20 protein-coding genes and 2 pseudogenes are annotated in these 23,402 nt (G+C 67.4%); 12 read left to right on the top strand and 10 right to left on the bottom strand.

All coding sequences use genetic code 11. The annotated features are described in order from the left end of the window. Positions 1 to 290 precede the first annotated feature (290 nt). The gene (locus tag OG386_RS00170; RefSeq protein WP_328786149.1) at positions 291 to 3,026 is read left to right on the top strand and encodes a DNRLRE domain-containing protein; all 2,736 of its coding nucleotides are present in this window, start codon (positions 291 to 293) and stop codon (positions 3,024 to 3,026) included. Between the two features lie 496 nt (positions 3,027 to 3,522). Here the strand turns inward: OG386_RS00170 and OG386_RS00165 are convergent, their stop codons facing one another. Beyond that, entirely contained in the window at positions 3,523 to 3,780 is a 258-nt protein-coding gene (locus OG386_RS00165) for a hypothetical protein (protein ID WP_328786148.1), read from the bottom strand. A gap of 675 nt (positions 3,781 to 4,455) precedes the next feature. Between OG386_RS00165 and OG386_RS00160 the strand changes: the two genes are divergently transcribed. The 8 genes and pseudogenes from OG386_RS00160 to OG386_RS00120 all read left to right on the top strand — a co-directional run. Then, on the top strand, positions 4,456 to 4,878 hold the full coding sequence (locus tag OG386_RS00160) for an SseB family protein (RefSeq protein WP_328793111.1): 423 nt from the start codon (positions 4,456 to 4,458) through the stop codon (positions 4,876 to 4,878). Then, a complete protein-coding gene (locus tag OG386_RS00155) occupies positions 4,878 to 5,441 on the top strand; it encodes a hypothetical protein (protein ID WP_328786147.1) in 564 nt (187 codons plus the stop codon). Before OG386_RS00160 ends, OG386_RS00155 begins: the two co-directional genes overlap by 1 nt. Then, positions 5,441 to 10,051 carry a putative T7SS-secreted protein gene (locus tag OG386_RS00150; RefSeq protein WP_328786146.1) on the top strand — a complete coding sequence of 1,537 codons (4,611 nt, stop codon included), beginning with the start codon at positions 5,441 to 5,443 and terminating at the stop codon, positions 10,049 to 10,051. The genes OG386_RS00155 and OG386_RS00150 overlap by 1 nt, the downstream gene beginning before the upstream one ends. Before the next feature lie 17 nt (positions 10,052 to 10,068). Further along, complete coding sequence (locus OG386_RS00145) at positions 10,069 to 10,404, top strand: hypothetical protein (protein WP_328786145.1); 336 nt, start codon at positions 10,069 to 10,071, stop codon at positions 10,402 to 10,404. A 325-nt stretch (positions 10,405 to 10,729) separates the two neighbouring features. Then, positions 10,730 to 11,170 carry a hypothetical protein gene (locus OG386_RS00140; protein WP_328786144.1) on the top strand — a complete coding sequence of 147 codons (441 nt, stop codon included), beginning with the start codon at positions 10,730 to 10,732 and terminating at the stop codon, positions 11,168 to 11,170. A 380-nt stretch (positions 11,171 to 11,550) separates the two neighbouring features. After that, a protein-coding gene (locus tag OG386_RS46735; RefSeq protein WP_443053035.1) for an IS630 family transposase occupies positions 11,551 to 12,629 on the top strand; the annotation gives its coding sequence in 2 pieces (ribosomal slippage) (positions 11,551 to 12,052 and positions 12,052 to 12,629; 1,080 coding nt in all). A 335-nt stretch (positions 12,630 to 12,964) separates the two neighbouring features. Beyond that, positions 12,965 to 13,549, top strand: a complete 585-nt coding sequence (locus OG386_RS00125) for a hemopexin repeat-containing protein (protein WP_328786143.1) — start codon at positions 12,965 to 12,967, stop codon at positions 13,547 to 13,549. Positions 13,550 to 13,819: 270 nt separating this feature from the next. Beyond that, a pseudogene (locus OG386_RS00120) lies at positions 13,820 to 14,107 on the top strand (GmrSD restriction endonuclease domain-containing protein); the annotation flags it as partial. Positions 14,108 to 14,130: 23 nt separating this feature from the next. Here the strand turns inward: OG386_RS00120 and OG386_RS00115 are convergent. Next, positions 14,131 to 14,436 (bottom strand): hypothetical protein, encoded by a 306-nt coding sequence (locus tag OG386_RS00115; RefSeq protein WP_328786142.1) that lies wholly within the window; start codon positions 14,434 to 14,436, stop codon positions 14,131 to 14,133. Between the two features lie 82 nt (positions 14,437 to 14,518). Here OG386_RS00115 and OG386_RS00110 point away from each other — a divergent pair, with 82 nt between their 5' ends. The 3 genes from OG386_RS00110 to OG386_RS00100 all read left to right on the top strand — a co-directional run bounded on the left by OG386_RS00110 (position 14,519) and on the right by OG386_RS00100 (position 16,215). After that, entirely contained in the window at positions 14,519 to 14,854 is a 336-nt protein-coding gene (locus tag OG386_RS00110) for a hypothetical protein (RefSeq protein ID WP_328786141.1), read from the top strand. Between the two features lie 5 nt (positions 14,855 to 14,859). Further along, positions 14,860 to 15,213: a DUF6233 domain-containing protein gene (locus OG386_RS00105; RefSeq protein ID WP_328786140.1), complete on the top strand. Its 354-nt coding sequence runs from the start codon at positions 14,860 to 14,862 to the stop codon at positions 15,211 to 15,213. 627 nt (positions 15,214 to 15,840) lie between these two features. Beyond that, positions 15,841 to 16,215 carry a transposase gene (locus OG386_RS00100; RefSeq protein WP_328786139.1) on the top strand — a complete coding sequence of 125 codons (375 nt, stop codon included), beginning with the start codon at positions 15,841 to 15,843 and terminating at the stop codon, positions 16,213 to 16,215. On the opposite strand, the gene OG386_RS00095 is transcribed toward OG386_RS00100, so the two are convergent. From OG386_RS00095 to OG386_RS00065, 8 genes and pseudogenes are all read right to left on the bottom strand, one after another. Next, a protein-coding gene (locus OG386_RS00095) for an IS5 family transposase (RefSeq protein ID WP_328786138.1) occupies positions 16,210 to 17,018 on the bottom strand; the annotation gives its coding sequence in 2 pieces (ribosomal slippage) (positions 16,210 to 16,698 and positions 16,701 to 17,018; 807 coding nt in all). The two genes, OG386_RS00100 and OG386_RS00095, sit on opposite strands and share 6 nt — an antisense overlap. Positions 17,019 to 17,128: 110 nt before the next feature. Further along, positions 17,129 to 18,333 (bottom strand): IS3 family transposase gene (locus OG386_RS00090; protein ID WP_328786137.1). Its coding sequence is split into 2 segments (ribosomal slippage): positions 17,129 to 18,093 and positions 18,093 to 18,333, totalling 1,206 coding nucleotides; the frame shifts between segments, so codons are not numbered across the junction. 389 nt (positions 18,334 to 18,722) lie between these two features. Continuing rightward, a pseudogene (locus OG386_RS46730) lies at positions 18,723 to 18,833 on the bottom strand (helix-turn-helix domain-containing protein); the annotation flags it as partial. Positions 18,834 to 19,555: 722 nt separating this feature from the next. After that, entirely contained in the window at positions 19,556 to 19,741 is a 186-nt protein-coding gene (locus OG386_RS00085; protein ID WP_328786136.1) for a hypothetical protein, read from the bottom strand. 153 nt (positions 19,742 to 19,894) lie between these two features. Further along, complete coding sequence (locus tag OG386_RS00080; protein WP_328786135.1) at positions 19,895 to 20,473, bottom strand: AAA family ATPase; 579 nt, start codon at positions 20,471 to 20,473, stop codon at positions 19,895 to 19,897. Between the two features lie 23 nt (positions 20,474 to 20,496). Beyond that, entirely contained in the window at positions 20,497 to 21,222 is a 726-nt protein-coding gene (locus tag OG386_RS00075; RefSeq protein ID WP_328786134.1) for a class I SAM-dependent methyltransferase, read from the bottom strand. Then, the gene (locus OG386_RS00070; RefSeq protein ID WP_328786133.1) at positions 21,209 to 22,171 is read right to left on the bottom strand and encodes a glycosyltransferase family 2 protein; all 963 of its coding nucleotides are present in this window, start codon (positions 22,169 to 22,171) and stop codon (positions 21,209 to 21,211) included. Before OG386_RS00070 ends, OG386_RS00075 begins: the two co-directional genes overlap by 14 nt. Then, positions 22,168 to 23,370, bottom strand: coding sequence for an arylsulfotransferase family protein (locus OG386_RS00065; RefSeq protein WP_328786132.1), 1,203 nt, complete (start codon positions 23,368 to 23,370; stop codon positions 22,168 to 22,170). The genes OG386_RS00070 and OG386_RS00065 overlap by 4 nt, the downstream gene beginning before the upstream one ends. Between the last annotated feature and the right edge of the window lie 32 nt (positions 23,371 to 23,402).

The raw sequence follows: 23,402 nt of genomic DNA, 5'->3' as shown, positions 1-23,402 counted from the left end.
CCGCTAACGAAGCGAGGCGTGCAGCAGAGAAGACCGGCAAGGAGGTGGAAGCCACCGCAGAGCGCAGCGCGAACACCACCACCTACGCCCTGCCTGACGGCACCTTCCGAAAGCAAATCTTCAGCTCAGCCTTTCGAGCCAAGGTGGACGGTCGGTGGAAGCCTATTGACACCACCCTGGAACGCGTCAAAGACGGCTATGCGGCCAAAGCGGTCAACGGTCGCGTGGTGTTCAGCGCAGGTTCGCAACGTGCAGGCAGCCAGGAACGCGTTACACGTGGCGTAAATAGGGTGTCACTGAGGCAGGACGCCCCCACGGAAGAATGGACTGAACTGGTCCGACTGAACACCGACGGTCACGACCTGGTCGTCAGCTGGCCCGGCACCCTGCCACCGCCCGTCGTCGACGGCCCGCGCGCCCTCTACGAGAACGTCCGCCCCGGCATCGACCTGCTGATGACCGCACAGGACGGCGGTTACTCACACCTGCTAGTCGTCAAGGACAAGCAGGTGGCAGCCGATCCGCTCCTCGAACAGCTGAAGTACCGCCTCGCCTCACCCGACCTCACCTTCCAACTGGACACCAAGTCCAGTGCGGTCAGCGCCCGCGACGGCGAGAACGAGGAAGTCGCCGGTTCGCCCACCCCGATGATGTGGGACTCCAGCGGCAAGGTCGCCACCACCGACAACGAGCCGGCCTGGAAACCGACCGATACCGCGAAGCAGCACCCGACACTGGCACTGCCCGGCCTCGCCGGCGCGGAAGGCGCACGCCTGAAACCCGCCACAGCGGCCCTCACCGACAACACCCTCTCCATCACCCCCGACGTGTCCTTGCTGAACGCTGCGGAGACGGTGTACCCGGTGTTCATCGACCCCTCGTTCAAGGGGCGCAAGCACGCCTGGACCCTGCTCTACAAGACAGAGGGCAACTCAAGCTTCTACAACGGGCAGAACTACAACGCGAGCGGCACGAACGAAGCCCGCGTCGGCTACGAGTCCACGACCGGAGGCACCTCCCGCTCCATCTTCAACTTCGACTTCGGCAGCCAACTGCATGGAGTCGGGATCGACTCGGCCGTCGTCCGGGCCCTGCAGACGTATTCGTGGTCGTGCGACCGCAAACAGATGCTGATCTTCTCGACCCCGTACATCACGTCGTCGAGCACCTGGAACAGCACCAACGACGCGGCCCACTGGGGCAGAGTGGTCGCGTCGGAGTACGCGGGATACGGCTACAACAGCTCGTGCCCCGACAACTGGATCGCACCCGACATCAAGGGCCTCGTCACCGACGCCGCCAACAGCGGCTGGGGAGCACTGTCCCTCGGCTTCGCCGCCCCCAACGAGTCGGATCCGTACTACTGGAAGAAGTTCATCGCCAACGGCGAGACCGCCCCCTACATCGAGGTCGTCTACCACACCCCACCGGACACCCCGATCGCGGCGAACATGCAGACCTTCCCCGGTGGCCCGTGCCTGACCAGCGGCTCAGGCACCAGCATCGGCAAGACGAACGTGACCTTCCAGGTCAAGGGCACCGACCGCGACGATCTCCCCGGCCAACAGAACCTCGACCAGCTCCAGATCGAGGTATGGAATGCGGCCGGCGGACCGCCGGTCTACGACCAGTGGTTCCCGGTCAACAGCGAAGGCGTCGTCACCGCAGAAGTACCAATGGACACCTTCACCGACGGGCAGACGTACTACTGGCTCGCCCGTGCCAGAGACAAGGACGGCTGGGGGGCGCCCGGCAGCGGGCCACGTGACTCCGGAGGCGGCGGCTGGTGCACCTTCACCGTCAGCCACACTGTCCCGCAGAACCCAGCAGTCAGCTCCACCGCCTTTCCCCCACACGGCGACGACTACACCGAGTGGAGCGTGCAGCCGGCCAGTACGCCGGGGCAGACGATCACGTTCAAGGGCAACGGCGCCAAGCCTGAGGACATCCGCGAGTACCAGTGGAGCCTGAACCGGCCGGTCTTCGACCAGAAAGTCGTCCCGGACGCGACCGGCGAGGCCCAGCCATCCATCCAGGTGGACACGGCCGGACCGAACATCATCTACGCCCGCACTGTCAGCAAGTTCGGCAACATCTCCAATCCGACCCTCTACAAGTTCCTCGTCAAGCCACGACCGGGCCAGGACAAGCCAGGCGACGTCACCGGTGACGGATACCCCGACATCCTGGCCATCAACGCAGATGGAAACCTCCTCACCTACGGCGGCGACCAGGTCGGCGACACCGACCACTACATCCTCGGCGCCGTCCACAACGGCGTGCCCATCAACGGCTACTGGAAGTCCGAGAACGGCAAGCCGCCCGCACTCATCGGCCACTCCACCGACTGGTTCCCCGGCGACGGACTGACCGACCTCATCGCACGCATGCCCGACGGCAAGCTGTACGCCTACCCAGGCCTCGGCACAGGCCAGTTCGACGTCGACCGCCGCATGGAGATCCTGCTGCCGACAGGCGCACCCAACCCAGCCACATTCCGGCAGATCGTCGTCAGCGAAGACACCGACGGTGACGGGTTCGCCGACATGTTCGCCCTCGACACCGACGGCGGCTTCTGGATCCTCTCCGGCTACACCGGAGCCAGCTTCACCTCCTACAAGAAGCTGGCCAGTGTGGTCTGGACGCCGCGTGACCTCATCGGAGTCCGAGACGTCACCGGCGACAAGGTCCCCGACCTCCTCTTCCGCGACAACGCCAACGCCAGCCGCGGCCTCCTCCTCCGCAAGGGCAAGCCTGGCGCCAACGGCGGAGTGGACCTCAAGTCCATTGCCTCCTCTGCCGACTCTGAAGGAGGCCAGGACTACACCTACGGCACCACCGGCTGGGGCAGAGCCGCCTACCCCAAGATCCTCGGCACTCCCGACGCCAACGGTGACGGCGTCCCCGACATCTGGGCCGTTGGAGACAACGGAAACCAATGGCTTTTCCAGGGCGGAACCAACACCATCGGGAACCCCACCGGTCGTGACGAGGACGGCTGGAACGCCTTCCTGACCATCGGATAGCCGGGACGAACAGCGGTGACCGCGAGCGCCTTGCCAGGAGATCAATCCTGGCAAGGCGCAGCCGACTTCGGCGTCCTCGACAGCATCACATCGCATCGACCTCCGCGCCCGGGCTGATCAGCCCCGTCCGCGGCGCGACACGATATCCGGACGGCCAATGGTCAGTACCATCCGCCACCACCCACACCACCCGGGCAGACGCAGGCCCCCTAACAGAGGGCGCAGTCGGCCCCGCAGTCATTGTTGAGGCCGTCAAGGCAATCGGGAATTATCTCCGGGTCCAGTAGAACGGGCGGAGGGCCGGATAGGGGCGGCTCTGCCCGCCCCGGCCACCTTGCTGAGGGAGAGGAGGTGACAGCGTGCGCCGAGTGGGGCGAGGGGCACCGCACGTGCTGGCGTGCCATGGTGGTTCGGCCGGGTGTGGCTGGCGGGCGGTACGACTGACGGGGCTCGTGCCGAGCCGCGGTCGTGCCGGCAATCCGGGAGCCTGGACCCGTCAGAGGGACTCGAGCAGGCCGCCCAGGGTGAAGACGATCCCGCACAGAGCGATCAAGGTGCCCACGAGCCGGTAGGACCCGGCGGACGCCACCCGCCTGGGCGGACCCAGATCCCCCCGGGCATGCATCGCGAGTTCGGCGTTGGCCGCCGCCCGGCGTTCCAGCGAGGCGGCGGCACCGCGGATGTTCAGCGCAACCCAGCTGCCCGCGGCGAAGAGCGTTAGTCCGACGATCAGCAGGACGAGAGCTGTGCTCAAGGTGCTTCCGAGTGGTGTGATGATCGCCCGGAGGTTAGCAGCCTTCCTTGTGTCGGGCAGGTCTGGGGGAGGGCGTCGCCCGCCAGCACGGTCGCGGCGCCCACCGGGGTGCTCCAGCGCAGTGGTCGCCGAGGACCAGCATGCCCGCACTGGGTGGCGACGACAGGGCGATGAGAATTCGTCAAAATTGCTTAGGGCGGCTCGCGTTCCCCACCTGGTTGCGCGGTGAGCCGGGGGCCTGAGTCCGTCCGACAGCTGAGGGTGTGGTTCGGATGGCTCCTGCCCGCCAAGGGTGCCTGCGATGTCACGCGTCGGCTCAGCCCCGGCGGCACGGAGCTGCACGGCCGCTCTACCGCTCGGTGGTGCTGTCATCGCGCACTGCCCGGTTTACCGACGCGCGGCCTATCAGCACGGGTGAGCTGTACGTCCTTCGGTTCGGGGCCACCTGACCCGACCGTAGGGCGCACGGTGGCCTGGGCTGCGGGGCGGCGCTCTGGCCGGTCGGTCCTCACAGGGTGCGGCGGGGCGCGGGCTACGCCGGGTACGGCGGCGTGGACTGCTGACTGATATTCAGCCTGCTGTCGGGAACATGGCAGAGATCCCCCTGAAGGCGGAGCAAACACCCAAGTTAGGGTTTCTTGTAGGGCGCTGAGCAGCACTTGGGGGATGAGGATCATGGAATTGACTGGGGAGATAGCAGCCGTTCGGGATGGCAAGGGTGATCCGGCGCGGTTGATGGGTGAGTTCCGGCGGGCTGTGTTGCTCGTGCCTCTCGTTGCTCCTGCGGAAGGTTCCGCTGCCTCTGCCGGTTCCCATGGTGGCCTGATGTCCGCTGTCCGGGGCGGTATTCGCTGGCTGTACGCGTTCACGGACGAGGAGGCGTTGGCCCGGTTTGCCGAGGCGCGTGGCGACGCCGACCGGGAGTGGACATACCTCTCCATCCTGGGCGCGCGACTCGTTGATGCCGTGGTCCCGATGGTTGACGGCCCTGCGGGCATAGCCGTCGACGTCGCCGACGAGGCCGGTTCGATGTTTTTCCCGCCGGTTGTGGGGATCGTCCCCGATGCGTGCGCTGTTGACGCAGTGGTGGTGGCCTGATGGCGGGCGACGGGGACCTTGAGGTCTCGCCGGCAGCGGTCAAGAGCATCCAGGACGGTTTGCGTGCGGCGATCTCGGAGCTGCGTGAGTCGTCGGACGCGGCGGGCGCTGCGCAGGGCGCGGGTTTCAGCGACCTGTCGATGACGGGGATGGAAGCCGGGCACGCGGGGCTGGCCACCGACTTCGAGGACTTCTGCGAGCGCTGGGAGTGGGGTGTGCGCAGCCTCGTACAGGATGCGAGCACTCTCGCCCAGTCCCTCGGGATCGCCGCGGGCACGGTCTGGGAGGAGGACCAGTACACGCAGGGTGCCTTCAAGGTGGTCGTGAACTCCGCGTACGGCAATCCCTATGCCAGTGAGGACGAGATCGAGAAGAAGGCCTGGGGTGACCTCTTCCGGTGGGACGTCTACAAGCCGGACTACAGCGCCGAGTCCTTCGAGAAGGGCGATCAGGACATGAGGAAGACCTGGTCGGAAACCAAGGACACGGTGACCTCCACCGGCAGGGTGCGTTCCTTGAGGGATCTGTTGGACCAGGTGGACGGTAACGGGGGCGGTAACTGATGGGCTGGCGCGATTACATACCCGACTCGGCCGAGGATTTGGCCGAGGATTTCGTCGAGGCGACCGGCGACGCCATCGAGTGGGGCGGCAACAAGACGGCCGGCGTGGCGGAGAAAGTAGGCCTCGACGATGCCGGCGACTGGATCCGGGACAAGAGCCGCTCCGCCGCCAACCGGCTCGGCGCGGACGTGGGGGAACTCGAGCTCGGCCAGACCGAGGATCCGAAGAAGCTGGTCTACGGCAGTGTGGCCAAGATACGCGCCCAGGTCTCACATTTGAACGACTTCAAGGCTTCCTTCGAGCAGGTCGGCAACGGTCTGAAGGGCATCGGGGAGCCCGACGGCCTCAAGGGCAAGTCGGCGGAAGCCTTCCGGACGGCGGTGGCCAAGGAGCCGCCGCGCTGGTTCGAGGCCGCGGAGGCCTTCGGCAAGGCCGCCGACGCGATGGGCCGTTTCGCCGAGACGGTGGAGTGGGCGCAGGGGCAGGCGAAGGAGGCCCTAGAGGACTACACCCACGCGCAGAAGGTTTCGACCGACGCTCGCGACGCCTACAGCAAGCAGGCCGATGCCTACCGCGATGCGGTGAAGGCGAAGAAGGACCATCTGCCGCCGAGGCCGGTCGACCCGGAGGACTTCGTCGACCCCGGCAAGCCTCTGATCGCCGCGGCCAGGGATAAACTCGCCAGCGCCCGCAAGCAGCGCGACGAGGTCGCCGAGACGACCCGTACAGCCGTCTGTGCGGCCCGCGACAAAGCCCCGAAGAAGCCCTCGTACGCGGAGCAGCTCAGCGACGGCCTGGACTACTTCGACCTCGCAAAGACACACCTCGTGGGCGGTGTCCTCAAGGGCACGGCAGGCACACTCAACTTCGCCCGCGGGATCAACCCGCTTGACCTCTACAACATCACGCATCCCGCCGAGTACCGGACAAACCTGAACTCGACGGCCATGGGCCTGATCACCATGGCCAACGACCCATGGGGCGCGGGCATGCAGATGCTCGACGAGTTCATGAAGGACTCGAACGAGGGCGTCGGCAGGATGATCCCGGACTTCCTCGGCGGCAAGGGCATGGGCGCCGGGAAACGGTTCGGCTCAGAGGCGAAGCACCTGGACGACACGAAGCCGGGCGGCAGCCGCGGGGATCACGAGAAGGATCCGAACCACAACAGCAACAAGTGTCGCGACAACGTCTGCCACGGCGACCCGGTGGACATGGCGACCGGCCGTATGCTGCTGCCGCAGACGGACATCACACTTCCCGGATCACTTCCCCTCGTGTTCCAGCGTACTTTCGACTCCTCGCACCGTTCGGGCCGCTGGTTCGGTCCGGCCTGGTCGAGCACGGTGGACCAGCGGCTGGAGATCGACACCGAAGGCGTGGTTTTCAGCTGCGACGAGGGCAGTCTGTTGGCGTACCCTCACCCGGCCCCCGGCGTCCCGGTCATGCCCACACACGGCCGACGGTGGCCGCTGGACCGGGTCCAAGACGGCTACACCCTCACCGATCCAGACACCGGTAGGGTCTGGCGCTTCGTCGATCACAGCGACGAGCTCGCGCTCCTGGCCCAGATCGAGGACCGCAACGGCCGCTCGATCAGCTTCGAACACGACGAAGCGGGCGCGCCGACCGCGATCGTCCACCATGGTGGCTACCACCTGAAGCTCACCACGAGTGACGGCCGAGTGACGGCCCTCCACCTCGCGGGAGCGGCTGCGGACGGTTCCGACCAGGAGATCCTCCGCTACGGCTACACCGACGGCCACCTGACCGAGGTCACCAACTCCTCCGGCCGCCCGCTGCGTTTCGACTGCGATGAACACGGCCGCATCACCGCGTGGACCGACACCAACGGTAGCCGCTACGACTACGTCTACGACGACCAGGACCGCTGCACCTACCAGACCGGCACCAACGGCCACGTCGAATCCCGATTCACCTGGGACGAGACGGACCCTGCGACCGGCCTGCGTATGACTTCCACCACCGATGGCCTCGGCCACACGAAGCGCTTCATGGTCAACGAGCGTTCCCAGATCGTCGCCGAACTCGACCCCCTAGGAGCGGTCACCCAGTTCGAGTACGACCGCCACAACCGACTGCTGTCGCGAACGGATCCGCTGGGCCACATCAGCCGCTTCACCCATGACGAGCGCGGCCGTATGACAGTGCTGGAACGCCCGGACGGACGGCAGGCACGCGCCGAATACGACGACAACGGAATGCCGATACGCATCGTCGGGACCGATGGAAACGTCACGCGCCAGACCTTCGACGAGCGCGGAAACCGCACCTCGGTGACCGACCCCTCGGGGGCGACGACGCAGTTCGCCTACAACGCGGCCGGCCGGCTCACCGCGGTGACCGATCCTCTCGGGTCCATCACCCGACTGGTCCTGGACCCCCGGGGTCTGCCCGTCGAGGTCACCGATCCGTCGGGTGCCACGACCCGATACGAACACGACGGCTTCGGCCGTAGGGTCCAGGTCGTCGACGCCCTCGGCGCGCAGACACACACGGAGTGGACGGTAGAGGGCTGGCCGTCGCGGCGCACCGCACCCGACGGCACGGTGGAGTCCTGGACGTACGACGGCGAGGGCAATTGCCTCAGCCACACCGACTCGACGGGTGGCACGACCCGCTTCGCGTACACGGACTTCGACCTGCTGACGGCCCGCACGGCCCCAGACGGTATCCGCCACGAGTTCTCCTACGACACCAACCTGCGGCTCACGCGCGTGACCAACCCCCAGGGCCTGACCTGGGAATACACCTACGACGCGGCAGGCCGGCTGGTCACGGAGACGGACTTCGACGGCCGGGCGCTGAGCTACGACTACGACCCTTCGGGCCGTCTTGTCTCCCGGGCGAACGGCCTGGGCCAGCGCATCGACTTCACGCACAACGCGCTCGGCCAGGTGATCCGCAAAGAGGTCGAAGGCACCGGGGCCACGACCTTCGAATACGACATCTTCGACGAACTCGCGGTGGCCACCAGCCCGGACGCCGAACTGGAACGCCTGCGAGACCGCTACGGCCACCTGCAGTCCGAGACGGTCAACGGCCGGACGCTGACATACAAATATGACGAACTGGGCCGCAGGGTGGGAAGGACGACGCCCGGCGGTGCGGTCAGCGAATGGTCGTACGACGCCGCGGGCCGCAGGACGAAGCTCACCACGTCCGGGCGCGACATCTCCTTCTCCTTCGACGCCCTGGGCCGTGAGGTGGGGCGCACCGTATCCGACTTCGTGGCGCTGACGTCGTCTTTCGACGAGATGAACCGGCTGAAGGCCCAGACCATCACATCCGGGGGCAGCCGCCTCCAGCACCGTGCCTACGCCTACGGCGCGGGTGGCGGTCTCGTCGGCGTCAGCGACGCACTGTCCGGTGCCCGCGGTTTCGACGTGGACTCGGCCGGTCGCGTTACGGCCGTCCACGCGCACGGATGGACCGAGCGGTACGCGTACGACGACGCCGGAAACCAGACGGAAGCCTCGTGGCCGGCGACCCACCCGTCGCACTCCGCGACGGGTGCCCGCACCTACGAGGGCACTCGGATCGCCAGCGCGGGTGCAGTCCGCTACGAACACGACGGCCAGGGCCGGGTCGTGCTGCGCCAGAGGACCCGGCTGTCCCGGAAGCCCGACACCTGGCGCTACGAGTGGGACGCGGAGGACCGTCTCACCGCGGTGACGACACCGGACGGCACGCTCTGGCAGTACGCGTACGACCCCCTGGGTCGACGAATATCCAAGCAGTGCCCCTCCGAGACCGTCCACTTCACCTGGGACGGCACGACCCTCTGCGAGCAGACGACCGCGAACGTCGTCCTGACCTGGGACCACGCGGGCCAGCGGCCCCTGTCCCAGACGGAACGCCGCACGGACACGGACGACGAACGCTTCTTCGCCATCATCACCGACCTGATCGGCACCCCGACGGAACTCGTCGACGAGTCTGGTGAGCTGGCTTGGCGAACCCGCACCACCCTCTGGGGCACGACGACGTGGAACCGCGACGCCACGACATACACCCCCATCCGCTTCCCAGGCCAGCACTTCGACCCCGAATCGGGCCTCCACTACAACTACTTCCGCTACTACGACCCCGAATCAGCCCGCTACCTCAGCCAGGACCCCCTCGGCCTCGGCCCCGCCGACAACCCGGTCACGTACGTCCACAACCCACACACGTGGAGCGACCCGCTCGGGCTCAGTCCCTGTCCGCCCCGGATCCCGGGTGGAGGCTGGGACCTCCGTGGGGGTGCAGACCCGCTGAGCATCCTTCCGAAGGACGCTGTGCAGGAAGCGTGGAGGCCGATCCCCGGTGGTGTCGAGCACGGCATCAAGTGGAGCTGGAAGGACCCTGTCACAGGGCTGACGGCGCGTTTGCGCGTCCACGAGGCCGACCTCGGCCCACACGCTGGCCCCAACGCCAGCAGTGGACCTATCTACCGCATCCAGATCGGGAATCAATACCAGGACGAGGCGGGCCAGCTCTACCACAGGAAAATCGGAAACCCGAACAGTGATTTCTTTGATGAGGCGGCGGTCAATGATACTCACATTCCGTGGCCCAGCCACCTTCCGCTACCATATCCGCACTGATCCGGAAAGTAGGAAATGTGGAAAATAGGGATTACGTCGACTTCCTCCGGGACCTTCTGAGCCTCGACGAAACGGTGCGCACGCAAGCGAGTAATTGCGTTCAGGACTTCGTGAACTTGCTCTCCGTCACCCAAGCCAGAGTAGTAGGGGACCTGATCGCCATGCTGGCCCCGCGCGAAGAGTCACGAGTGGCCCTAGAGGCCCTACTGCACGCGCTGAGCGATCTCGACGGATGCGGGAAGCTCGAAGGTGTCGACCTGTCACCACTGGGAGAAATCCCAGAATCCATGATCCACGTGGAACACCGCGTGTACATGGATGCATTCGCCGAGGACATCGCGAGGGCCGAGTAACAGTCGCGTGCACACGTGCTCGCCTGAAGGTCGTAGTCGCCCCCCGGGGAAGGTCGTCCATTGCGGACGCGCGGTACCGGGTGGGAGATTTGCCCCTTCTTACTCCCCACACCGAGCTGGGGCAACTCACGCGTGCAGGGCCCGCAGGCCGTCGGCTGGTGATGTCCTCGCCCGATGCCAACACCAGCCACGCACCCCATGACGGATCTATCGAAGGGCGGGTGGCGGGTGCAGTGGCGTTTCGCCGGTGAATCGAGCGCCTCAGACGAGTGAACGTCCCCTCGCGGCCTGGCTGTGCCGTGGTTGAGGCCGGTAGAACCGCCGAGTGATGATCATGATCGTGCGGGCCGCCACCGCGGCCGCAGCAGCCCTTGCCCTGTCCCTTCCCGCTGCTCCCGCTCACGCCGCCCCCGAGAGTCTGGTGCCGCAGGTGCTGCCGATCGGGGTCGCGGTGTCCGCGCTCCCCCTTGCGGTCGAGGACCGCACCGGCTACCAGCGGACCTCCTTCCGCCACTGGAACGCCGGCGACATCCCCGCCGACGGATGCAACACCCGCCAGGAGGTCCTCCTGGCCGAGGCTGTCGTGTATCCGGAGATCGGGCCGGGCTGCACCCTGACCGGCGGGGTGTGGTGGAGCTACTACGACGAGCGGGAGGTGACGCCGGCCGGTGCGCTGGACATCGACCACATGGTGCCGCTTGCCGAGGCCTGGGATTCGAAGTGGGCGGTGTTGGGGTGCACGCCATTATTTCGCTCGGCCTCCTGACCGTTCCTGACCTGGTCAGTGACGTTCCGCCGTCGGTTGCTCCGGTGACGACAACGTCTCTCGCCTGGGGTGGTGGTACCTGAAGCCACGATGTTGCATCGACTGCAACCATGGAGCGGGCGTGGAATCTGCTGGTATTCCAGGCACGATGAGGCACTCGTGTCCGGAAGTGTCCGGTTCTGGACTTAACGTGACGTTCAAGGTGATGCGGACAAGCTGCCCCAGCGACAGCCGAGCCGTCGCCTCGGGGTGAGAACGGTCTGGCGCCGCGACTCACCATCCGACTGGACCGCCAGACTCTATTACTGACTTCAGCTCGTCGGGGTGAATCTGTGTGAAGTCGCTGACGGGTGTGGGCGGGTGGCTGTATCCGTGGGTGTGTGAGATATGCGGATGGGGGCGGGCTGACTTCGACGGGGCGCCGGCGTCGGGAGTCAGTACGGATGCAGGCGGCGGAACTGTTTGAACAGCAGATCAAGCCGTCGGAGGTTGCGGGGCGGCTGCGGGTGAGTGTGAAGTCGGCCTACCAGTGGCACCAGCTGTGGCGGGATGGTGGTGTCCAGGCCCTGGCCTCTCGTGGTCCGAGCGGGTCGCGTTGCCGTCTGTCTCCGCGGTCTCTGGAGAAGCTGGCCGCGTATCTGGAGGAAGGGCCGGCCGCGCACGGTTGGGTGGAGGACCAGGTGTGGACTGCCTCGAGGGTGGCCACGCTGATCGGCCGGAAGTTCCACATCACCTACAGCGTCTCGGGGGCCACGCGCTTGATGCACCGGCTGGGCTTCAGTCCGCAGGTCCCCGCCCGGCGGGTTGCCGAACGCGACGAGCAGGCCGTCGCCGTGTGGAAGGAGGCGACCTGGGCGGAGGTAAAAGGGCGAGGGCGGCCTGCGGGGGCTATGTCTGCTTCGAGGACGAGGCCGGCTTCACCCGCAGGCCGCCCCGGGGACGGACCTGGGGCCGGCGAGGGATCACCCCGGTCGTGACGGTCAGCGGACGACGCTCGGGCCGGCTCTCGGTGGCCGGCCTGATCGCGATGCGACCAGGCTCGAGGACCCGGCTGTGTCACCGCTTGCGGACCCACCCGGCAGCCAAGGGTGCACGTCGCAGCATGGGCGAGCAGGACTTCATCGCACTCCTCGACGGAGTCCACCAGCTGGTCAAGGCCCCGATCGTGCTGGTCTGGGACCGCCTCAACACCCACGTTTCCCGCAGGATGCAGGGCTTCGTCGCCGAGCGGGAGTGGCTGACCGTGTTCCTGCTGCCCGCCTACTCACCCGATCTCAACCCGGTCGAGTGGGTATGGGCACACGTCAAACGAAGCCTCGCCAACCTCGCCGTCATGGCCCTCGACCGCCTCGAAGCCCTTGTCCGCAACCGCCTCAAACGCCTTCAATACCGGCCCCACACCCTCGACGGCTTCATAGCCGGCACCGGCCTCACCCTCGACAACCCGGCCTCACCCTGATGAGCCGAGGTCAGTAATAGGAGGCAGCGCGCTGTAGCTGTCCGGTGCCGATCGACCCATCCCCTGATCGTTTCTGCGGTGAAACCCGACCCTCGGCCGGGCAAGTTGTGGCCTCCGGGCCTGTCCCTGGCCGCAGGGGTACCGCTATAACCCACTGCGTGATCAAGAACGTGCTACAGCGTGGCGATCCGGGCGGACTACTGGGCCGCGCGGGTGGTCATGTCCATTGCAGGAACGATCAAGCTCCGGGCGGCCCCTGCTCACGCTCGACGGGTGTGGAACGTTGTCAGCGCAAGCCCGAAACGCGACCGCGACACTCAGGAGGTGTTCGGCAAATGGTCACCGCACCAGTGCTCTGGAACAAAGATAAGGCGTACCTGTTCGACGGCGGAAACTACTACCGCTACGACGTCACCAAGGACAAGGTAGACCCCGGCTACCCGAAGCCGATCGCCGGCAACTGGCCAGGGCTGTTCACATCCCGCGTCGACGCAGGCGTGGTGTGGAACAACGGCAAGGCGTACTTCTTCCGCGGCTCCGAGTACGTCCGCTACGACATCGCGGCCGACAAGGTCGACGAGGGCTACCCGAAGCCGATCACCGGCAACTGGAAGGGACTGTTCCCGGACCACATCGACGCCTCCGTGGTGTGGAACAACGGCAAGGCGTACTTCTTCCGCGGCTCCGAGTACGTCCGCTACGACATCGCGGCCGACAAGGTCGACGAGGGCTACCCGAAGCCGATCACCGGCAACTGGCCCGGCCTGTGGGCGTCGGACCTCGACGGCGGCGTGGTGTGGAACAACGGCAAGGCGTTCTTCTTCCGCGGCTCCGAGTACATGCGGTATGACATCGCGGCCGACAAGGTCGACGAGGGCTACCCGAAGCCGATCGCTGGCAACTGGCCCGGCCTCCCCTAAGCGCGGTTCCCGACTACCCGCGTATGAGGGGAGCCTCCACCAGGGCTCCCCTCCCTCGACGACGACGACGACGACGACCTACCGACCGTCGCCGCCAGCCGGGCCGTGGCGGTTTCCTCGGCTCGATAGATTTCCTGAACCCCCGACACCGGTCATGCGCCTTTGCCAGCAAGAGGACGGAGTTGCCCTCGACGGCTCAAAGAGCCACCACGGGGAAGATGGCGACCATCCGGCATGCATACCGCACACCTCGAATGACGCTCCCCGCCAGCTGGCGGCTACGCCTGGGACGCAGCCCGGCGTGAGGCGTACGCGAACGACCAGGCGTCTCCGCTGACGTTGATCGCGGTCACCGCGAAGTCGAACCGGTCCAAGGCCGACAAGGACCCCGCGCAGTGGCTTCCCCCGGCCGGCGGCTATCACTGCGAGTACGTCGCCCAGTGGACCGCGACGAAGCTGCGCTGGAACCTCGCCGCCGACGACGCCGAACGCCAGGCCCTGCTCGGCGTCGCGGAGGACTGCCCGAACACCACCGTCGTCTACGAGAGCGCACCCTGACGCTCCCGGCGTGCTGGGAGAACTCAGTCGCAGGAGTGCGGGCGGGTCTCGGGCTTGCGCACCGTGAACTCGCCGTCGCGGTACTCCACGACGAGCTCGGGTTCCCCGCCGGGCGCGGCGACGGCCTGGTGGTGCAGGTCGGAGCGCGCCCGGCCGGTCAGGGGCTCGCATCGCCAGTGGGGGTGGGAGCCGATGAGGCAGAAGAGCCTGGTCAGCTCGCTCCGGAGCTCGGCCGTTCCCGTCGCCGGCTGCAGGGCCAGGCGGTTGAAGGTGCGGATCTGCTGCTGCTTGAGCTTGATCAAATCCTCCGGGAAACGGTTTTGCGCCATGGCTTGATTACATCATTTGTTCGATTTTCGGTCCGGGTGTGGCGTGTGGCCGCGTCAATTCGAACAGACGTACGATGTCGTCATGTCCTTCGACTTCCCTCCCCGTCTGCGGGCCCTGCAGGCACAGCTCCACCGCGTCCGCGCCGAGCACACCGCCCTGTGCTCCACCCTGCCCTGGTCGGCGGAACCCCTCCCCGGCTGGACGGTCCAGGAGGGCCGCTACTCCCCGCGCGGCGACGTACCGCCGAGCCCCGGCTACACCCCGGAGCAGCAGGCGGCGCTGGGGCAACTGGAGGGACGACTGCGGCGGCTGACCGGCGTCGTGATGACGGACGCGTTCTGGCAGAGCGTCGAACGCGAGAAGGTCGTGGCCGCGCGGATGGCGCTCAAGCGGGCTCACGAGCCGGCTGCGGGGTAGCTGCCGTGGCCGGGCGTGATCCGCGCGCGCTCTTCCCACCGGATCTGGCCCGGCTCGAGGTGGTGGAGCGGCAGCTCCAGGCGCTGCTCGTCGAAGTCCGCACGCTGATCGCCGAGGCCCGCCGCGATCAGCGCCTGGCCGAGACCGAGCACCGTCCCGTGCCCGAGGTCGAGTGGCGGATCCAGTACGGCATCGGCGCGGTACGCCGGCCCGTGATGGTGCACACCGGGGACTGCTCCATGGACATGGCGCGCTCCCGCCCCGCCTCCCGCGAGCAGGCCGTCCAGGCCCTCGCCCAAGGGGTGGAGGCGTGTGCGATCTGCCGGGCCGACTCCGGGCTGGGGATGCTGGAAACCTGAGCCGACCGAGTGCCCGCGGCCCGGCTACCCGACCACAAGTGGGACAGAGGCGGGCGGGTAGGTTCCCTGGTGCGGGGTGCGGCCTGGCCATCCAGGCCGCGACGGGGCCGCACCCCGCGCACCCCCATCCGCTTCCGCACTCACCTGGGCGTACGCGCCCCGCAGCCGTCTTCCGCTGGTGCGACCCTGGGTTCAGGGGCCCAGGCGGAAGGTTCCGACGTGCGACCCATCTGGAGCGGCGCCATCTCGTTTGGCCTGGTCACTTCTCTGAACTACCAGTGCTCCCCGGTCGTCGATCAGAGCAGCCGATGATGATGGCGGGGCTCGTAGTCCGTGGTGAGGCGAACGATGCAGCTGAGAAGCCGTATCTCAACCGATCATGGAACGTGCAGGTCGAACAGTGTTCCTGGTCGGGTGATCTTCCGGCTGTACGCGCATGAAGGCAGGGCCTCTCGGTAGCTCGGGGATGCGAATCTGACCGAGCGATGCCGGGAGGCCCTGTTGTCGTTGTTGTACTCGCCCGCGCCTACCGAGTTCAACTCGTCCGCCGTGTCGTGCGATTGCCTCGCGCACGTGTACGGCAATGCGGCTGATCATCCGGACCGGGAACGCTGGTATCCGTCGGACATGACGGACGCGGAGTGGGCGGCCATCCGCCCGCTGCTACCGGTGCCAGCGTGGCTTCAGGGCCGAGGCGGGCAGCCCGAGGGCTACTGCCACCGCCAGATGTTGGACGCGATCCGCTACCTGGTCGCGGGAGGGATCTCCTGGCGGGCGATGCCCGCGGACTTCCCCGCCTGGGGCCGGGTCTATGCCTTCTTCCGCCGGTGGCGCGAGCACGGACTGATCACCGAGTTCCACGACCGGCTCCGCGGCCGGGTGAGGGAGCGCGAGGGCCGCCAGGCGGAGCCTTCGGCAGGCATCATCGACGCGCAGTCGGTGCGGGCTGCAGCCTCGGTGCCGTCCGGGTCACGCGGCTATGAGCTCGCAACACGATCATGAGTCGGGCTTGTTGAGGCGTCTCCAGCAGATGAGGCTGCAGGCAAAGGAGACGAACGCGTCGTGGAGTTCGGTGCGGCGTTCCCATCGGACGGCGAGTCGTTTGAACTGGTGGAGCAGGGCGAAGGTCTGTTCAACGACGTAGCGGAGCTTGCCCATGCCCTTGATGTTCGGGGAGCCCTTGCGGGAGATTACGGGCAGGATCCGGCGTTTGCGCAGCTCATCGCGGTTGGGGTTGGAGTCGTAGCCCTTGTCTCCGAGCAGGGCCTCGGGACGCCTGCGGGGCCGGCCTGGCCGACCCGCCACCGGCGGGATGCCGTCGACCAGGGCGAGGGTCTGGGTGACGTCGTTGACGTTCGCCGCGGTGGTGATGACTTTGAGCGGGGTGCCGCGTCCGTCGCAGATCAGGTGGTGTTTGCTGCCCGTCTTCCGCCGGTCGACCGGTGACGGACCGGTGTCAGCGCCCCCTTTTTCGCCCGGATGTGGGAGCCGTCCACGCAGGCCCTGGACCAGTCGAGCCGGCCTGCCGCGTTCAGCTCGGCAAGGAGAATCCGGTGCAGCTGGTCGAAGACCCCTGCCTGCTGCCAACGCTCCAGTCTTCGCCAGCGGGTCTGTCCGGACCCGAATCCCAGCTCAGGCGGCAGGAGTTGCCAGGCGATGTCGTTGCAGAGCACGTACAGGATGCCCTGCAGACACAGCCGGTCAGCTACCGGTCGAGGCCCTGGTGACCTCGTCGGCCAGGGCGGCAGCAGCGGCTCAATCAGTGCCCACAAGTCGTCGTCCACGATCCACGGCCGAGTACTCACACCCTCCCAAACGGCCGAATCATCACACCGGTCACGCCCAACCAGGACATCTCACCAAGATCGTGTTACGAGCTCTGATGAGGTGACCCCCGGAGTGCGGACACAAGGGTTCATGCTGCGAGTGAGAGTTTAGCTGTCTTGTAGTGCTGCTGTTCGAACTCGATCGGGGAGAGGTAGCCCAGCGCGCTGTGGCGTCGGCGGGCGTTGTAGTAGACGAGCCACTCGAAGATCTCCAGCCTCGCCTGACGGAACGTCGAGAACAGCTTCCCGTGCATCGTTTCTCGCTTCAGGCCCTGCCAGAAACTCTCGGCCAGAGCGTTGTCATAGCTCGAGCCGACCCTGCCCATGCTCCTGCGAACGCTGTACCGGTCGCAGACCTGCGCGAACGCGGCCGACGTATATTGCGATCCGCGGTCCGCGTGGAAGATCACTCCCGCGACGTCACCTCCGCGGGCCGCGACCGCAGACTGGAGCGCCTCGATGACGAGCCCGGCGCGCATGTGCGGGGCCATCGAGTAGCCGAGCACCCGGCGCGAGCGGATGTCGATCACGCAGGCGAGGTAAAGCCAGGCCACTCCGACCTGCACGTATGTGATGTCACCGCACCACTTCTCGTCCAGAGCGCCGGCGGTGAAGTCCCGCTGGACCAGATCCGCCACCGGTGGCGCGAGCCGGTCCGAAACCGTAGTGCGCTTCTTCCTGCGCAGGTGACGGCCGACGATGCCGTGCTTGCGCATCAGCCTGGCTACCCGCTTGCGGTTGACCGTGTGGCCGAAGCCTCGCAGTTCGGCATGGACGCGAAGCGCGCCGTAGTTCCCGCGGTGTTCGGCATGGATTTCACGGATCTCCTCGACCAGGGCATCCTCGGCAGCCTGCCGTTCCGCCCTCGCCTGGGCGCCGGCAATCCACCGGTAGTAGCCCGAGCGGGAGACTCCCAGCACCCGGCATATCCGCTTGATGCCGAACGTGTCGGCGTGGGCGGAGACAAAGTCCCAAGCGGCGGTCTTCACTTCATCTCCCGGGCGAAATACGCCGCTGCCCGGCGCAGGATCTCCCGCTCGAGCTGCCATTCCTTCTCCGCCTTGGTCAGCCGGGCGTTCTCCGCACGCAGTCGGGTCAGCTCGACCTCGGTGTCCTGTGACGTTCCGGCGCCGGCCGGCGATGCGTCGGCATCACGCACCCAGGTCCGCAAAGTCTCGGGGTTGACATTGAGATCGGCCGCGACGTCCCGATACGTCCGCCTGCCCGCCGAGGCCCGCCACAACGCGATCGCGTCGGACCGGAACTCCGCACCGTACTTCGAGGGCCTTGCCACGTGGATCTACACCTTCCAGGATCAACAAGATCCATTGTCAGGCGTGTCCACACCACAGGGATCACCTCACCCACTCCCCACCCCTCCGGCGGGCTCGGCAGCTCCAGCCAGTCGAACTGGATCTCCTCGCCGGGCGGATGCGCGATCACCGCGACGTTCCTGCCGGTGGAGGCGTGACAGGGCTCGCAATGCGGCCGGACCTGATACCGGCGCAGGGCCCGAGTGAAGGTCGAGTACGCGCCTTCATAACCCAGTTCGGACACCTCGTCGAACAACGTCGAGGCCCACAAATGCGGATCGTCGGCGAGGCGCTGGCGGCAATAGGGCAGGAACGGCACGAACGCGTCCGGGCCCTCGCGTCGCTCGCCGGGGGTTCGCTCGCCGTTCAGATAGGCACGGATCGTCTTGCGATCACGGCCCAGATGCCGAGCGATCGCCGAGATCGTCCATCCCTGACGACGCAGAGCATGAGCGTCCAGGTCTTCCTCCCGAGTGAGCATTCAGGCCCCCGAACAGGCCGAACTCGTAGCTCACGCAGGCTCTCCACGACACGCCGACACCAGCTCGACACGCCGGGAGGATCACACAATGGATGGGGAGATCAAGAGAGCAGGTTTGCCCCACCCCAGAGCGACAAGTGGGGAAATCCAAATATCCCCATCAGTTACGCCGCCGTAGGAGCCTCGACCAGCAGGGAGCCACCGTCCGCCAAGGCAATCCGAGCCAAGTAAGTCAAGGCTCCTCCTTCGCCCGCGGCCACCCATCAATGTGATCGTCATCGAGAACGGCAGCTGCTGCATCCAGGGTGGGCCGGACGCATGATGCTCTGGCTGCCCATTTCGTGCTGTGACGAGGTGCGCCAAGGTCAGCGCGGCGGAGCACCGTCCGTACGCACACCCGCCGGGTCCTCGTGCCGCCCGGGAGCCTGGGCGGGTACGGGTAATCGGTTTAAGGTCCGTAAGGCGCCTTACGGAGCGACTGGGCGGCTCAGGGAGTCGGGAATGGCGACAGGTTCGGCCCGGCGGGTACGGGTCGGCCCTGTCGTGTGCGGCACTCGCGCGGCAACGCAGTGCTGCTGTGTCCCATCACTCCTAGCAGGGCGCAGCCGACTTCGGCGTCCTCGACAGCATCGCACCGCATCGACCACCGAGCCCGGGCCAATCACGCCCCGTCCGTCATTACCACCGCCACCACCCACACGCCCCGGGCAGACGCAGGCCGCTCAGGTGAGGACGATCCCGCACAGAGCGATCAAGGCGCCCATGAACCGGTAGAACCCGGCTGACGCCACTCGCCTGGGCGAACCCAGTTCCCCTCGTGCGGGCATCGCGAGCTCGGCGTGGGCCGCCGCCTGGCGTTCCAACGAGGCGGCGGCGCCGCGGATGTTCAGTGCGACCCAGCTGCCCACAAACCGGGAAGCCAGTGGATCCCGGATGAGCGCCGCTTCTACGAGGATCTAGATCACTGGAATCGGTCGAGGGGCTCAGAACGTGTAGGTATGAACGTACGCGCGAGCGCCGTCGGCAGCCGTGCCCGCGCTTGGTCAGCTTCTGCCGAGGATCTATTTCCGAGGGCTGAGTGACGGTTGTGGTGTCCGCAGGAATGCCTGGATCTCGTCGGTTCCGGGCGCGTAGCCCTCCGATGTGTCCACGACGAGGGTCGGGACGTCGAGGCTGATGGCCTTGAACTGCTCGGGGTCGTAGGCGCCGGCTGCCATGTCGGCGAGGAGGGCCTGATCACCGTGGGCCGCCCGGTGGCTGTCGGTGCGGGCGCGTTCGGTGATGCGTTCGGTGATCGTCGAGGTGGGCGTGGTGCATCGGATGATGCGGAGGTCGGCGAGGTCCAGGAGGGGCTCCAGGCCTGGTCGCCAGAGCCGGTCCTGGAAGGCCGCCTCCGCGACGAGGGTGACCCCTGCCTGAAGGAGGACGGTGATGGTCTTGAAGAAGAGGTCCAGCGTAGGGATGTTGAGGGGGTCGTCGCCGGCGGTCTGGTGATGTGGGGTGCTCATGACCATGCCCTGTTTGATCTCGTCGCGGATGATCGCCGGGCAGCCCAGCTGCTGGGCGAGGGTGCGGGCGAGCGTGGTCTTCCCTGTGGCGGGAGGGCCGCTGACTACGACGAGGGTCGGACGGTTTTGCATGGGCGGCACTCCGATGCAGGCAATCACGGCTGGGCGGGACGGAGATCGGGGGCGCCTGGCGGCTTGTGGAGCTGGAAGGCGATGAACCCGGGCTGGTGGGCCAGTTTCTCGTACTCGGTCGGGTGGTGGCGGGTCATCGAGTGGGCGGGGCGGTGTTCGACGAGGCGGTCGACGGCGAGGCCCGCGGCGGTGAACTCGTCGAACCATGTCTGGAGGGGCTGACGCCAGTAGCGGTGGGTCATGCCGTCGGACCAGGATTCCTCCACGTGGCGGGCGTCGAAGTAGCTGCCGCCGTCTGCGAGCCAGTCCGCAGTGGGGTGGCTGGTGGAGATGATGATCCTCCCGCCGGGCCGTAGGACGCGTGCGATCTCTGTCAGGGCGCGGACACGGTCGTGGGCATAGTGGAGGACCAGGGCGAGCAGGACGATGTCGAAGCTGGCGTCGGCGGCCCAGGTGAGAGGCTCGTCGAGGTCATGCTGGCGGATGCGGGCGAGCGAACCGAGGCGCTCGCGGGCGAGGCGGACCATGTCCGCGCTCTGGTCGATGCCGACGGTGTCGGCTCCGCGCGCGGCGAGCTCGGAGAGGTACAGGCCGGGGCCGCAGCCGCCGTCCAGGATGCGCAGGCCGTTCACGTCGCCGAGGAGTTCGAGGACGGTGGGGCGGTCGTAGTGCGCGTTGTAAGGGCTGATGGCGGCCTCGCGGGCGAAGGTGTCGGCGAAGCCGTCGTACGGTGCGTCAGCGGGCTGCATGAACGGCTCCCTTCAGCGGGATATCGGCCTCGGGAATCTGCCCGGTCCGGGAGGCGAGGTCGTTGGGGAGTAGACGGTCGAGGAGGGCATGGTCGGGCGGGCGGTGTGCGGTGAAGGTGGCGTGCAGGCCGCGGACGGCTTGTTCGTAGACGTGGGCCGGCGCGGGCAGGCCGAGGGCGATGCGGCCGTCGAGTCGCTGGTCGAAGTGGCGGAACCACTGCCGGTACTCCTCCGCGAGGTCTCCGACGGCTGGCCAGCGCCGGTAGAGGGTGTCCCGGGCGAGGGTGAAGGGGGTGGGGCTGGTCCGGTAGGCGGAGGTGACCGCGCCGGGGCGGGGGACCTGGTGGTAGACGCTGGTGATGCTGTCGAGGCGGGCGAAGCGATGGCCGGCGGTGTGGTGGAGGGCGAGGAGGAAGTCCCAGTCCTCGCAGTGCTGCAGCGTCTCGTCGAAGCGAACCGGGGAGGCCGCAGGGTTGCGGGCGACTATCGAGCCGGTGTGAATGGTGTTCGCGATCCCGAGGAACGTTGCGTCGAAGGGGTAGTCCTTGCGTGGCAGGCTGTGGGTGCCGCGTGGCAGGTCCTCGATCCAGGTGGGGCTGACGAGGGCCTGGCCGTAGACGGTGTCGGCCCGGCCGGTGCGCAGGGCGTCGTCGGCGACCTGAAGGTGGTGGGGCAGGAACACGTCGTCGTCGTCCAGGAGTGCGACGTTCTCGCCCTGGGCCACGGCCAGAGCGCGGTTGCGGGCATGGGAGACCCCGTACGGGGTGTCGCCGTCGAGGAGAGTAATGGGCATCTCGCGCTGCCAGCGGGCGATGACCTGCCCGACGGGCATGCCGCCGTCGCGGGCGACGATCACCTCGAAGCGGCGGTAGGTCTGGCGGGCGAGGCTGCGCAGGGCGCGGTGCAGCGGCCCGGGGCGGTCCCGCGTCGGGACGATCACGCTGATCACAGGGCACCCCGGACGCTCTGGCCGACGTGGCAGCTGACCTGGGACTCGGCCAGGGTACGGGCCGGCCGGTCACCTGCACCCAGGAACCGGGCGGCGGGGCGGGGTATGGCGGACAGGCGGTAGAACTCCGCGCGGGAACGCCCGGCGGACCTGGCGCGGGTAGAGACATGAACGGTCCACCGCTCGCGGCCGTCGCGGTCGACGATCAGGGCGCGACCGGCCTGAGCGTCGCTGATGAGGACCGCGCCGTCGTCCAGGCGCTCGCAGCCGCCAGCCATCTCGCAGAACAGGCCCGGCTCGTACCGCCAGGTGACGCACTGGGTCAGCGGCTCGATCTCCAGGACCCGGGAACGGCTGAGGGCCCGGCCGTTGTCGAAGACCAGGATCGTGCCGTCAGGCTGCACGGAGGGCTGGTGCTGGCCGGACAGTTCGCCGGGCCCCCACCACCAGCGCACCGCACGGGCGCCGAGGTCCAAAACGGCGATCAGGTTCAGGTTGCGCAGCGAGACCAGGACGTTCCCAGCCGCCCACAGCCCGGCGGGATGGGCGGTGGTGAGGATCTCGACGGTGTTGGCGTGGAGGATGTCGCTGGGCGATCCGGGCCGGGCCCGCAGCAGGCGGGAGACGTCGCGGCCGCGCCTCCAACCGTTCGCTCCTTCCAGCCGCAGGGCGAGGACGGCAGGATCAGCGGTCCGTCCGGCCACGCGATGCTCGTCGATCACGCCGGTGATCAGAGCCTCCAGCCGGGGGTCGGTGGTCAGGATTTCGTACAGGGAATACGCGGCCCGCAGTAGCCCGTCCGGGCCGAGGACGGTGACGGAGTTGTCCAGCAGGACGTGGGAGCCGCCGGTGCAGGGCACGGGGCGGGGTTCCTCGGTCAGGACGTAGATCTCACCGGCGGGGCTGAGGGCGAGGTCGTGGTGGGCAGGGAGGTCGGCCCGCCAGGTGAGGGTGGAGTCCGGGGCGAGCTTGAGCAGCGCGTGCAGCGGCACCATCGCGTACAGGCTGCCGTCGGGCCCGACCTCGACGTGGTTCCAGCCCCGCAGGTAGGAGGGCGGGCTGGTCTCGATGTCGGGCTGGCCGATGGGGCTGGACCAAGCGTGGACGAGCCGCGCCCGGTTGTCGATGACGCACGCGAACGGGCGGGGGTAGGAAGCCGACGGTGAGAACACGTACAGCTGGTCGACGGAAGACGGCATCGAAGTGGCTCTCCTTCTGCGAGACGTCCCCG

The sequence above is a fragment of the Streptomyces sp. NBC_00273 genome (genome assembly GCF_036178145.1).
Classification (GTDB): Bacteria; Actinomycetota; Actinomycetes; order Streptomycetales; family Streptomycetaceae; genus Streptomyces.
The sequence above is the reverse complement of the archived record's forward strand: the minus strand, read 5'-3'. Positions and strand labels throughout refer to the sequence as shown.